Annotated in this window: 12 protein-coding genes; 5 read left to right on the top strand and 7 right to left on the bottom strand. The window is 71.7% G+C overall.

The window, feature by feature from the left end:
* Nucleotides 1-36 precede the first annotated feature (36 nt).
* The 3 genes from ACLBYB_RS12650 to ACLBYB_RS12640 are packed head-to-tail and all read left to right on the top strand — an operon-like array spanning nt 37 to nt 2,418.
* Nucleotides 37-786 (top strand): amino acid ABC transporter permease, encoded by a 750-nt coding sequence (locus tag ACLBYB_RS12650; protein ID WP_447698979.1) that lies wholly within the window; start codon nt 37-39, stop codon nt 784-786.
* Entirely contained in the window at nt 783-1,634 is an 852-nt protein-coding gene (locus ACLBYB_RS12645) for an amino acid ABC transporter permease (protein WP_447698978.1), read from the top strand. The genes ACLBYB_RS12650 and ACLBYB_RS12645 overlap by 4 nt, the downstream gene beginning before the upstream one ends.
* Nucleotides 1,635-1,638: 4 nt before the next feature.
* On the top strand, nt 1,639-2,418 hold the full coding sequence (locus ACLBYB_RS12640; RefSeq protein WP_447698977.1) for an amino acid ABC transporter ATP-binding protein: 780 nt from the start codon (nt 1,639-1,641) through the stop codon (nt 2,416-2,418).
* Nucleotides 2,419-2,440: 22 nt separating this feature from the next.
* On the opposite strand, the gene ACLBYB_RS12635 is transcribed toward ACLBYB_RS12640, so the two are convergent.
* Genes ACLBYB_RS12635 through ACLBYB_RS12620 form a run of 4 tightly spaced genes read right to left on the bottom strand, consistent with a single transcriptional unit; the run spans nt 2,441 to nt 7,875 of the window.
* Entirely contained in the window at nt 2,441-3,331 is an 891-nt protein-coding gene (locus ACLBYB_RS12635; RefSeq protein ID WP_447698976.1) for a polysaccharide deacetylase family protein, read from the bottom strand.
* Between the two features lie 11 nt (nt 3,332-3,342).
* Nucleotides 3,343-5,811, bottom strand: coding sequence for a branched-chain amino acid ABC transporter ATP-binding protein/permease (locus tag ACLBYB_RS12630; protein WP_447698975.1), 2,469 nt, complete (start codon nt 5,809-5,811; stop codon nt 3,343-3,345).
* Nucleotides 5,812-5,815: 4 nt separating this feature from the next.
* Complete coding sequence (locus ACLBYB_RS12625; RefSeq protein WP_447698974.1) at nt 5,816-6,685, bottom strand: branched-chain amino acid ABC transporter permease; 870 nt, start codon at nt 6,683-6,685, stop codon at nt 5,816-5,818.
* 8 nt (nt 6,686-6,693) lie between these two features.
* On the bottom strand, nt 6,694-7,875 hold the full coding sequence (locus ACLBYB_RS12620) for an ABC transporter substrate-binding protein (protein ID WP_447698973.1): 1,182 nt from the start codon (nt 7,873-7,875) through the stop codon (nt 6,694-6,696).
* Nucleotides 7,876-8,071: 196 nt separating this feature from the next.
* On the opposite strand from ACLBYB_RS12620, the gene ACLBYB_RS12615 reads away from it, so the two are divergent.
* On the top strand, nt 8,072-8,488 hold the full coding sequence (locus ACLBYB_RS12615) for a nuclear transport factor 2 family protein (protein ID WP_273559235.1): 417 nt from the start codon (nt 8,072-8,074) through the stop codon (nt 8,486-8,488).
* A gap of 10 nt (nt 8,489-8,498) precedes the next feature.
* On the opposite strand, the gene ACLBYB_RS12610 is transcribed toward ACLBYB_RS12615, so the two are convergent.
* On the bottom strand, nt 8,499-9,200 hold the full coding sequence (locus ACLBYB_RS12610) for a GntR family transcriptional regulator (RefSeq protein ID WP_447698972.1): 702 nt from the start codon (nt 9,198-9,200) through the stop codon (nt 8,499-8,501).
* Between the two features lie 473 nt (nt 9,201-9,673).
* Between ACLBYB_RS12610 and ACLBYB_RS12605 the strand changes: the two genes are divergently transcribed.
* Nucleotides 9,674-10,099, top strand: a complete 426-nt coding sequence (locus ACLBYB_RS12605; protein WP_447698971.1) for a MucR family transcriptional regulator — start codon at nt 9,674-9,676, stop codon at nt 10,097-10,099.
* A 44-nt stretch (nt 10,100-10,143) separates the two neighbouring features.
* Here the strand turns inward: ACLBYB_RS12605 and ACLBYB_RS12600 are convergent, their stop codons facing one another.
* Together ACLBYB_RS12600 and ACLBYB_RS12595 are read right to left on the bottom strand one after the other, a co-directional pair.
* Nucleotides 10,144-11,097: an alpha/beta hydrolase family protein gene (locus ACLBYB_RS12600; protein ID WP_447698970.1), complete on the bottom strand. Its 954-nt coding sequence runs from the start codon at nt 11,095-11,097 to the stop codon at nt 10,144-10,146.
* Nucleotides 11,094-12,338, bottom strand: a complete 1,245-nt coding sequence (locus ACLBYB_RS12595; protein ID WP_447698969.1) for an MFS transporter — start codon at nt 12,336-12,338, stop codon at nt 11,094-11,096. Before ACLBYB_RS12595 ends, ACLBYB_RS12600 begins: the two co-directional genes overlap by 4 nt.
* Between the last annotated feature and the right edge of the window lie 102 nt (nt 12,339-12,440).

Genomic DNA, 12,440 nt, shown 5'->3' with positions numbered 1-12,440 from the left:
GCGGTTCTGCGCGACAACACCGAGCGTTAGCCCGCGATGATCGCCACGATCCAGGCGTGGTTCCAGCAGCTCTACGAGACCACGGGCTTCAACTTCACGGTCTTCTACGATCCCTACGACTGGGACCGGTACGTGGCCGGCCTGCGGATGACGCTGCTCCTCGGGATCAGCACGATCCTGGCGAGCCTCGTCATCGGCGCCGTCGGCGCGCTCCTGCAGAGCGGGCCGTCGCGCGTCCTGCGGGCGCTGATCAACGGCTTCGTGGTGGTCTTTCGCAACACGCCGCCGCTCGTGCAGATCTTCTTCTTCTATTTCGGCCTCGGGACGCTGCTCCCGGACATCCGCTCGGCCGACGGCCTGCGCGCGCCGATCCTCAACAATGTCCAGTGGGCGATCATCTCGCTGTCGCTGTTCGCGGGCGCGTTCAACGTCGAGATCTTCCGCTCCGGCATCGAGGCGGTGCCGCGGACCACGGTCGAGGCCGCCGAGGCCCTGGGCTACACCCGCTTCAAGGCCTACCGGTACGTCGTCCTGCCGCTGGCCCTGCGGGTCTGCCTGCCGGCGCTCAACAACAACCTGATCAACCTCCTGAAGACCACCACACTGGCCTACGCCATCGCGGTCCCGGAGACGCTGTACGCGGTGAAGCAGATCTGGTCCGAGTCGCAGAACGTGCTGGAGATGATGCTGGTGCTGCTCGCGACCTACGCGGTCCTCGTCGGCGTGCTCGTCTGGATCATGCACCGCTGGGAACGCGCCCTGCGGATCCCGGGATACGGCCGATGAAAGCTGCCGATCCGCGGGGCGGGCGACCGGGCGACCTGCCGGTGCTGCTGCCCTTCGCGCTCCCGAAGGACCGCGCGGCGGCGCGCCTGCGCCCGGCCCATTTCTGGCTGCTGACAGCGCTCGCCCTCGTCGCCCTGCCGGCTTGGGCGCAGGGCGCGGCCCCCGCGCTGTCGCCGCTGGAGGTCGTGATCAAGTGGGCGCCCCTCCTGCTCACGGGCTTCGCGTTCAACGTGGCGATCTCGCTGATGGCGATGGCGATCGGCACGGTGGCGGGCATCGGGCTCGGGCTGGCCATGCTGGCCGAGGGGCGGATCCTGCCCCGACTCGCGTGGTGCGCCACGCAGGTCTTCCGCAACGTGCCCTGGCTGGTGCTGCTGTTCTTCGTGATGTTCCTCGTCCCGTTCCAGGTCACGGTGTTCGGCGTCCGCGTGCCGCTGCCCGACTGGGTGAAGGCGACCTTCGGCTTCAGCCTGCCGGTCATGGCCAACGTCGCCGAGATCGTCCGCGGCGCGGTGCGCTCGGTGCCCAACACCCAGTGGGAGGCCGCCGAATCCCTGGCCTTCACCCGGCGGCAGACGATGTGGCGCATCATCCTGCCCCAGTGCGCGAAGCGCATGCTGCCGCCCTGGATGAACGTCTACTCGCTCATCGCGATGGCGACCGTGCAGGCCTCCATCGTCGGTGTCACCGAGATGCTGACGCTGACCGCGCAGGTGCACGCCGCCGAGGGCGGCCGCCCCGAGCTGTTCGCGCCGCTCTACGGCTTCGCGCTGCTCTGCTTCTTCCTCTACTGCTACCCGATCGACCGGTTCACCGCCGCCCTGGAACGCCGCTTCGAGACCCGCTGAGACCATGACGCGCGCGACCCCGGCCGCCACCCCGTCCCCGAGCTGGACCCCCGATCAGCCGATCGTCCGCGTCGTCGACGTGCACAAGTCCTTCGGGACGTTCGAGGTGCTGAAGGGGATCAGCTTCGACGTCCGCAAGGGCGAGGTCGTCTGCATCATCGGCCCCTCGGGCTCGGGCAAGTCGACGCTGATCCGCTGCGTCAACGCCCTGGTGCCGGTGAGCGCGGGCTCGATCCAGGTCGAGGGGATCGAGGTGACCGATCCGCGGCTCGACAAGCTGGCGCTGCGCCGCAAGGTCGGCATGGTGTTCCAGCAGTACAACCTGTTCCCGCACAAGACGGCGCTGCAGAACGTGATGATGGCCCCCATCCACGTCCTCGGGCAGGAGAAGCGCGAGGTCGAGGCCCGGGCAAGGGCGCTCCTCGCCAAGGTCCGGCTGGCCGGCAAGGAGAACGCCTATCCGGGCGAGCTGTCCGGCGGCCAGCAGCAGCGCGTGGCCATCGCCCGCTCGCTGGCGATGCGGCCGGACGTGATGCTGTTCGACGAGGTCACCGCCGCCCTCGATCCGGAGACGGTCAAGGAGGTGCTGGTGACGATCCGGGAACTCGCCGAGGAGGGCATGACCTGCATGCTCGTCACGCACGAGATGAACTTCGCCCGCGACGTCGCCGACCACATCTACTTCACCGACCGCGGCGTGATCGTCGAGCACGGGCCGCCCGCGACCTTCTTCGCCTCCGCCCAGGACGAGCGCACGCGCCGGTTCCTGTCGCAGGTGCTCTGAGCCCGCCGGGGTCAGGGCCGCGTCAGCGCGGCGCGGCCTCCCGCGCCACGATGTGGTCGGCGATCGCCCCGGCGGTGGTGAGCCAGATGGCGTCGCGGCGGTCTGCGATGTGCCGGAGCGCCTGCCGCAGGGGCCGCAGCCGGTGCGGGCGCCCGACGATGTAGGGATGGAGCGCGATGCCCATCACCAGCGGCGCGCCCCGAGACTGCTCCAACATTTCTTCGAAGGCGTCGACGATGGCTTCGGCGAACTGGCGGCCCGTCTCCTTGCGGGCGACGATGGCGGGGATGTCGTTGAGTTCCTGCGGGTAGGGCACCGTCAGGATCCGGCCGCCGCCGCGGGTCGCGAACCAGGTCGGCTGGTCGTCGTGGTCCCAGTCGAGCAGGTAGCGGTATCCGGCCTCGGCGAGCAGGTCGGGCGTCACCCGCGACTGCGAGATCCAGGGCCCGAGCCAGCCGGCCGGCGGGCGGCCCTCCCGCGCGGCGATCTCGCGGGTCGTCTCGGCGATCAGGGCCCGCTCCGCGTCCTCGTCGAGGGTACCCTGCCGCTCGGCGTTGGTTCGCCCGTGGCCGACGATCTCGTCGCCCCGCGCCCGGAACGCCTCGATCAGCCCGGGGCAGTCCCGGTAGAGGTTGCTGTTGACGAGCACGCTCGCCGGCATCGCCAGAGCGTCCAGCATCTCGGCGATCCGCCACGCGCCGACCCGGTTGCCCCAGTCGCGCCACGCGTAGTTGAGCACGTCCGGCTGCGGGCCGCCCGGCGCCAGCTCGGCGCCGAGGCCCTCGCCGAACGCGAAGGTCTCGAGGTTGAGCCCGACATAGACGGCCAGCCGCTTGCCCTCCGGCCAGTCGTAGACCGGCCGGTCGGGGAGGGCGCTGTAGCCGTAGCGACCGTGTCCGGCATTCGTGTCCATCAGGGCCCCCCTTACGCCGCACCGAGATAGGCCGCTTCCAGCCCCTTGTCCGCCGACAGTTCCGCGGCGGTTCCGCGCGCGACGACCCGGCCCTGCTCCAGCACGTAACCGCGGTCGGCGACCGTGAGGGCCAGCGCCGCCATCTGGTCGACGATCAGGATGGTGACGCCCTCGTCGCGCAGTTCGGCCACGGTGGCGTAGAGGGCGTTGATCATCGCCGGGGCGAGGCCCAGCGATGGCTCGTCGAGGAGCAGGATGCGCGGGTGCGCCATCAACCCGCGGGCGATCGCCAGCATCTGCTGCTCGCCGCCGGAGAGCAGGCCCGCCCGGCTTGCCGCCCGGTCGCGCAGCCGCGGGAACCGGTCGAGCAGGCGCTCGACCTCGGCCGGGTCGATCGGCGACCCGCGCCCGAAGGCGCCGAGGCGGATGTTCTCGACGACGGTGAGCTCCGGGAAGACCTGCCGGCCCTCCGGCACCAGGACGAGCCCGCTTCTGGCGATCCGGTGCGCGGGCAGCGCCTCGACGCGCCGGTCGTCGAACACGACCGATCCCGCGACCGGGCGCAGAAGCCCCGCCAGCGCCCGCATGGCCGTGGACTTGCCGGCGCCGTTCGCGCCCAGCAGGGCGACGGTCTCGCCGGGACGCACGTCGAGATGGACGCCGTCGAGGACGGGCGCGGCGCCGTAGCCGGCGGTCAGGTCGAGGACCGAGAGGACGGCGTCCGCCGGTCCCTGCCACGGCGCGCTCCGCGGCCGGGCCGGGGTGTCGGCGCCGCCCAGATAGGCGCGCAGCACCGCCGGGTCGCGCCGGATCTCGGCGGGCGTGCCGCGCGCGATCGGGCGGCCGGCATCCATGACGAGGATGTGGTCGGAGATGCCCATCACCAGCGGCATGTCATGCTCGACCAGCACCACCGCGACGCCGCTGTCGGCGATCCGGCGGATCAGCCGGGCCAGCCGGTCGGTGTCGGCCCGCGACAGGCCGGCGGCGGGCTCGTCGAGGAGTAGCACCGCGGGGCTGCCGGCGAGCGCCCGGGCGATCTCCACGAGCCGCCGGTCGACGTGGGGCAGCTCGGCGGCCGGGCGGTCGAGGGCACCCCGGTAGCCGACGAAGGCGAGGAGCGCGGCGGCCGTCGCGCGGTCCCGCGCCCGCGCGCGGCGCCAGAGCCGGCCCGGCGCGAGACCGAGGGCGACGTTGTCGGCCACCGGCAGCGAGCCGAACAGGCGCGTGGTCTGGTAGGTGCGCGCGATGCCGGCGCGGGCGACGACGTGGGCCGGCCGCCCGGCGAGGTCGCGCCCGCCCCGCCGGATCGCCCCGGCGCTCGGGCGGTAGAAGCCCGAGACCATGTTGAGCACGGTGGTCTTGCCGGCCCCGTTCGGGCCGATCACGCTGGTGACCGCCGCCGGCCGCGCCGTGAGGTCGACGCCGTCCGCCGCCGTGATGCCGCCGAAGCGGATGCCGACGCCCTCCAGGACGAGGGCCTCGCGCGCCGCCGTGCCGGGCAGCGGTAACTCCCCGCTCTCCGGGGGGGCCGCCTCGTCGCGGCCCCGGGGCAGCAGCCGGGCGAGGCTGCCGACCAGCCCCGAGGGCACCAGCCACAGCACCGCCAGGGTCGCGATGCCGAAGAACAGCAGGCGGTACTCGGCGAGGCCGGACAGCGCCTCCGGCAGCAGCACGGTGACGAGGGCCCCGAGGAGTGGGCCGAGCACCGTGCCGGCGCCGCCGACGATCACCGAGAGGACGAACAGGATCGACTGCGAGAACGGGAACGAGCTCGGCGCGATGAACAGCATCAGCGGCGGCAGGACAGCCCCCGCGAGGCCGGTCAGGGCGGCGGAGATCGCGAAGGCCAGGGTCTTCACCCGGACCGGGTCGAAGCCCAGAGCCGCCGCGGCGACGTCGGCGTCGCGCACGGCGCGCATCGCCCGGCCGAGGCGGCTGCGGGCGAGGAGATCGAACCCGGCGAGGCTCGCCCCGGCCGCGAGCACCGCCAGCACCGCGAGGCCGGCCGCACTCACCGGCTCGCCGAGGAGGCTCGGCGCGTCGGTCACGACGAGGCCGTTCTGGCCGCCGGTCAGCTCGCCGCCCTCGATCAGGCCGTGCTCGACGATGAAGCCGAAGGCGATCGTCAGCATGGCGAGGTAGGGGCCCTTCACCCGCATCGCCGGCACTGCCACGAGGCCGCCGACGAGCGCCGCGATCAGGGCCGCCGCCGGGAGCGCCAGCCAGAAGCTGACGCCGTGGAGCGTCAGGATCGCGCTCGCGTAGGCGCCGATCGCGTAGAAGCCGGCCTGGCCGAAGGAGATCAGCCCCGTCAGGCCGAGGAGCACGTTGAGGCCGACGCCGGCCACCGTGGTCAGCGCCACGAGGGCGATGACGAAGTGGCTGTAGCCGGCGGTCAGCGCCACGAGGCCGAGCGCGGCGGCGGTGAGGCCGGCGATGCCGAGCCGCATCGCCGGGCCTGAGCGCAGGTACGGCATCGCGTCAGACCTTGTTGACCGCGGCGCGGCCGAGCAGGCCGTCGGGGCGCAGGGTGAGGGCCAGGATGATCACCGAGAACACCACGAGCTGCGTGTAGGTCGAGCCGAGGGTCGCGGTGACGCCGGCCTCGACCAGGCCGTAGAGCAGCCCCGCCAGGATCACCCCGGTGGCGGAGCCGATGCCGCCGAGGATCGCGACCGCGAAGGCCTTGATGCCGAACAGCGTGCCGAGCTCGGCCGAGACCGAGAAGAGCGGCGCGATCAGCAGGCCCGCGATGCCGGCGAGCACCGCCGAGAGCGCGAAGGCGCAGGCCACGGTGCGGCGCACGTCGATCCCCATCAGCCGGGCGGCGTCGGCGTTCTGCGCCACGGCGAGCAGGACACGGCCGAGATCGGTCTTCCGGAACACCGTGCGGATCGCGAAGGCCAGCGCGATCCCGACCACCGGGATCACGAGCTGCAGCGGGTAGATGCCGGTCCCGAGGATCTCCACCGGCTTCGTCGCCAGCGGGGACGGCAAGCTGCGCGGCTCCTTGCCGAAGGTGAACAGCACGGTGTTGTCGAGGACGATGCCGCCCGCCACTGTCGCGAGCAGCCACGCGTCCGAGCCGCGCGCCACGAATGGGCGGACCAGCGCCCGCTCGACCAAGAGGCCGAACAGGGCGCAGCCGGCGAGCGCCAGGACGATCGCGGCCGGCATCGGCCAGCCGAGGGTGACGCCGAGCGCGTAGGCCAGGACCGCGCCCAGGGTGACGACGCTCCCCTGCGCGAAGTTCACGGTCCCCGACACCGCGTAGGTCACGTGGAAGCCCAGGGCCACGAGCCCGTACATGCTGCCGAGGCCGAGGCCGCTGACGAGGATGGAGGTCAGCATCGCCGGGCTCAGTTGGTCACCGCGACGATCTCACCGTCCTTGAAGCGGGTGAACACGTAGTCGTTCGGGCCGAGCGCGTCGTGCTGGCCGGGGGCGAAGGGCGTGGCGTAGGTTTTGATCAGGCCCGGATAGGTGCCGATCTTGTAGAAGCCGTCGCGGACCTTCGGGCCCTCGGTGGAGCCGGCGGCCTGGATGGCGAGCGCCAGCAGGTGCGTCGCGTCGTAGGCGTTGGCGATGCCGACGGCGGGGGTGACGTCGGCCATCGACTTGATCGCCGGGTACTTGGCCTTGAGCGCGTCGAGCACCGCGCTCGCCTTCGGCGACGCGTTGCCCGCGAAGGTGAAGGTCTGGATGAAATGGACCTTGCCGGCGCTCGGGCCGGCGAGCTCGTCGAAGCGGCCGCCCGCCGGGCCCCAGTGCGAGACGACCGGCACCGACCAGCCCATCCGGTCCAGCGACTTCACCACCTGGGCCGAGGGGCCGACATTGCCGACGAGGAACAGCGCGTCGGCCCCGGCCTCCTTCAGCCGGGACAGCTGGGGCACCATGTCGACGTCGTTGGCCTCGTACTTCTCGATGCCCGCCGCCGGGAGGTTGGCCGCCTGCAGGGCGTCCTTGAGGCCCTTCTGGTTCGACTCGCCCCAGGCGTTGTTGACGAGGATCATGCCGGGCTTCTTCGCCCCGTAGGTCTTCACCGCGTAGGCGACGAGCGCCTCGTCGACGAGGGCGTCGACCGCGGAGACGCGGAAGGCGTAGTTGTCGGCGGCGCCGTTGCGGGTGATGCCGGTGCCGGCCGCCCAGGGGCCGATGAACGGCACCTTCATCTGGTTGGCGATCGGCACGATCGCCATCGAGACCGGCGTGTCGAGGCCGCCGACCACCGCGACGACGCCGACCCGCTGGATCAGCTCGCGGGTCGCCAGCACGCCCTTGGACGGGTTGGCCTCGTCGTCGCGGGCCACGAGTTCGAGGGGACTTCCGAGGACGCCGCCCTTGGCGTTGATCTCGTCGATGGCGAGACCGATCCCGCGGGAGATCGCCTCGCCGGATTTCGCGGACTGGCCGCTCAGGGCGGTCACGAGGCCGATCTTGACGGTGTCGGCCGCCTGCGCGGCCGAGACGGCGAGGCCGAGCAGGGCGCTCGTCGTCACCGCGAAGCGGCGCAGGGTCGGGGGCAGGAAGGAGGCCATGGCGTGTCTCCGGGAGCGGGGCGCAGCCTGCTTTGCGCAACCTCCATGCCACCAGGAATTGGCCGCTTCGGCCGCTGCACAGACCGGTGCCTGTATCGTCGGAGGCAATCTGTGCTCAATCTGGCGTCAAAGTGCATACACTTCCTGCATGCACGGGCCGGCCTTTTGCGGCACGTTGGGCCGACAGGAGGCCTGCATGACTGACGTGACCCAAAGCGCGGCGACCGCGCGCGACGCCGCCAACGTGACCGCCTATCTGGAGGCCTCGATGGTGCCGGATCCCGAGACGGCTGCGCGCTACATGGCGCCGGGCACGCGGATCGTGTTCACCGGCGCCCGGGTGTTCAACCATCCGTCCGAGGTCACGGCCTTCAATGCCGGCCGCTACGCCTGGGTGAAGAAGCGGATGGAGCGGCTGGACGTGGTGCCGGGCGACGGCGTCACCACGGTCTACAGCCTCGGTACCCTGTACGGCGCGTGGCCGGACGGCACCCCGTTCGAGGGCAACCGCTACGTCGACCGCTTCACCGTGCGCGACGGGCTGATCGTCGGCATGGAGGTCTGGAACGACAGCGCCGAGCGCCTGCTGACCAAGCACGGCCTCACGGCCTGACGCGGCGGGCTCAGGCCCCGCCGCCCGCGACGTAGGGCGCCAGCAGGCGTGCCAGATCGCGCTCGCGCGGGGCCGGGGGCACGATCCGCGCCCGGTCGGCGACCGCGTCGAGGTGGTGGTCCATGAGCGCGGCGGCGCGCTCGGCGTCGCCCGAGACCAGGGCGGCGACGATGTCGCGGTGCTCGCTCACGGCGCAGTCCGAGGAATGCGGGCGGCTGTAGAGGGACAGGATCAGGGCGCAGCGATAGCCGAGTTCCGCGACGTAGCGGGTCAGCACGGCGCTGCCGGTCATCTCGGCGAGCATCAGGTGGAACTCCGTGGCGAGCCGGATCGACAGCGCCTCGGGGCCGCCCCGTGCGGCTTCCTCGCGCGCGATCTGGTCCAGCAGGATCTGACGCTGCTCCGCGCTGAGCCGCCCGGCGAGGCGGCGCACCACCAGCCGCTCCAGGCCGAGGCGCACGTCGAAGGTGTCGCGCGCCTCCTCCCAGCTGGGCGTCGCCACGACGGCGATGCGGTTGCGGCGCAGATCGACCAAGCCCTCGCCGGCCAGCCGCAGCAGGGCCTGCCGGGCGATGGTGCGGCTCACCCCGAACCGCTCGCCGAGGGCGTCCTCCGGCAGCCGGTCGCCGGGGGCGAGCGCCCGTTCCACGATGGCCCGCCTCAGGGCCTGGCAGATCGCCCCGACGCGATCGCCCTCGTCTCCCGCCTTCATGGACGGCGTCCGGACTCTGTCGCCCGTGTCCGTGCGGATTGATCCGTCATGATCCTCTCTCGACGCGATCCGGCGCCCCGCATCCGGTCCCGTGCCGGCTGGGCTCTTCGCAGACCTGGGACCCGAGGTGCAACGGTCGCGCCAGCGTCGTCGGCGACCGTCCGCCGTGCGCGAATTCCGCCGATCGCGCCTCCATCCGCGTCCGTGGGTGTCCCGTACGGGACCGGCGCGACCGCTTCCGACAGGCTCGCCGCCACGGACGTGTCGCAGATCCAGTCCAGCAGCCTGTCCGATACCCAGATCCGCGGGGAGGATGAAGCCCCTTTCTGGTTGAGAAATTTTGTAGCCATTGTTTCTATAAGTAGAATAGTGGTCACGATGTTCTTTTTTGAAGCTCAATCAAGATGACGGATTGACATGCGAAAATTGATATACAACTCTCATAAGGTGCATTTAGAGGGGGAATGGCAGGTATGCTACCTGAGGTTGGTGCCGGTGCGGGAGAAATTTCTGACTCGTCCTTGAGAAATTCCATCAAGATCGTCTGCGCCTACGTGATCCGGAATCCGGTGTCCCCTGTTCAACTCTGTGAGATTTTAGCCAGTACGTACGAAATGCTGAGCCAGATCAGCGCGGGACCGGCGCGCGCGGTCGCGACGCCCGAGGCCGCCACCGCGCGGGAGATCCGCGCGTCCATCCAGGTCGAAGGCCTGATCAGCTTCATCGACGGCAGGTCCTACAAGACGCTCAAGCGTCACCTGACGGCTTACGGGCTGACACCGGAGGAATATCGCGCCAAGTACGGGCTGCCGCGCGACTATCCGATGGTGGCTCCGGGTTACGCCGCCAAGCGCTCGGAGATCGCGCGATCGCTGCAGCTGCGACACAGGGCGGGATAGGCCCTCTCAATCGCGTCCGAAGCGGTTCGTCGCGATACGCGCGGTCAGGCGGGGATCGGGCGACCCGGATCGATCACGGAGTCCGGCCAGGGATTCTGTCCGTCGCTCAGCCAGCGCAGCGTGTCGGCCCAGAATCCGCCGCTCCTGCGCGCGTGGAACAGGCTGACATGGCCGGGCGCCTCCGCGCCGATCGCGGACGCGGTCACCTGTACCTGGATGCGCGGGCTCGACACGTAGTAGCCGAGGCCCCGGCGGATCGCCGCCGGCGTGCCGAACGGGTCGTCCGGCGTACCGACCGCCAGGATCGGGGCGCGGACGACGGCGAAGCGGGCGAGGAGGGCCGGGCGCTCGGCGGCCGGGTAGCTCGCCTCCATGCGCCGCCCGCGGAATGCCCACTCGTAGGCCACGCCGGCCGGCAGATCCTCGAGCCATCCGAGCCGACGGCCGGGAAAGTAGCCGACGACGGCGGTCACGCACGGCATCAGCAGGTGCCACTTCGCGATCATGCTGAGCCTCTCGCGGGCGCGATAATCGCGGCGATAGGCGAATTGCGCGCCGACGGTGAGGATGCGGTCCACCGCGCCCGCGGCCTCGGCGAAGCCGGGGAGGAAGCCGCCGATGCTGTGACCGACGACCGTGAGCGGCCCCGCCTCGCGCTGCCGAATCCATCGGACGGCGGCGTCGAAGTCGAGCTCGCCCCAGTCCCGCCAGCGGATGGCGGATCCCCTCAGGCGCGCGGGCCGCGAATCGCCGATCCCGCGGTAATCGTAGGTGAGCACGACGAAGCCCCGCTCGGCCAGGAACCGCGCGTAGGCGTGGTAGTAGCGCGCGCGGACGCCGGTCGCGGGATTGACGACGATCGTGCCCCGGCCCGGCGGTCGGCTCGCCTCGGGCCGCCAGAGGTGGCCGCGGAGCCGGTAGCCGTCGCGGCAGGCGATCGTCACGGGTCGCGCGTCGACACCCGCGGTCGCGGCCGGCGCGTGGCGGACGGGCGTCATCGGACCCCCTCGGCGGTGGCCGCCGGGACCGGACGATCGTCGATCGGGAGGTGGAGGAGCGCGGCGATCAGGCCCGCGAGGGCCGTGGCGAACCAGACCGCATCGTAGGATCCGGAGACCTCCAGAATTACGCCCCCCAGCCACGCCCCGAGGAACGAGCCGATCTGGTGGCTGAGGAAGACGATCCCGAACAGCGTCCCGAGGTGACGGATCCCGAAGACCCGCGCCACCAAGCCGCTCGTCAGCGGGACCGTGCCCAGCCAGGTCAGGCCCATCACGGCCGCGAATGCGAGGACGACAGCCTCGGATTTCGGCGCGACGAGGAAGGTGCCGATCGCGGCGGCGCGGATGAGGTAGAGCCAGACCAGGACGTGCTGCGGCCGGTACCGGCCTCCGAGCCAGCCGCACCCCCAGCTCCCGGCCATGTTGAACAGGCCGATCAGCGCCAGCGCGGTCGCGCCCAGGCCCGCCGGCATGTGGCAGAGGTCGAGGTACCCCGGAAGGTGCGTCGCGATGAAGGCGAGCTGGAAGCCGCAGGTGAAGAAGCCGAGCGTCAGCAGCCGGTAGCCCGGGTGCCGCCACGCCCGCAGGAGCGCCTCGGACAGGCTGACGGCCGCCGAAGAGCCGTCGGGCACGCCGGCGCGGGGCGCGCGGTCGAGCGCGACACCGAGCGGCGCGAGCGCGACGATGATCGCCGCGAGCGCGAGGAGCCCCGCGCTCACGCCCGCGACCGCGGTGACGGACTGCGCGAACGGGACGAGCAGCACCTGGCCGAGCGAGCCGCCGGCGCTCGCGAGGCCCAGAGCCGCGCTGCGACGCTCCGGTGCGGAGGCGCGACCGACCGCGGTCAGAACGACGCCGAAGCTGGTGCAGCTGATCCCGATCCCGACCAGCAGCCCCAGGCCGAGCAGCAGCGTCGGCGCCGTCGGCGCGAGCGCCGTCAGGACGAGGCCGCCCGCGTAGACCAGTGCGCCGAGGGCGACGACCGGCGCGGCCCCGTAGCGGTCCGCCGCCGCGCCCGCGAAGGGCTGCGCGAAGCCCCAGACGAGGTTGTGCAGGGCGATGGCGAGGGCGGTCGTCGCCACCGGGATGCCGGTCTCGAGGGAGAAGGGCCCGATAAACAGCCCGAAGGTCTGCCGGATGCCCATCGCGCCGCTCAGAACCAGGCCGGCCGCGACCGCCACCGGCACCACCGGCAACCCGCCCCGTCGCCCTGCGCGCGCGCGCCCGATCGTTGCCATCGCGGCCTCCGTTGGCTGTCGCCTTCGGAGACGGTCGCAGCCGGTGGCCGGCGCGACAAACGAGAAGATTTCCACGGGCAGTGAACGGCGCTCACGGGCGGG

Source organism: Methylobacterium sp. D54C, from assembly GCF_053345595.1.
The sequence above is the reverse complement of the archived record's forward strand: the minus strand, read 5'-3'. Positions and strand labels throughout refer to the sequence as shown.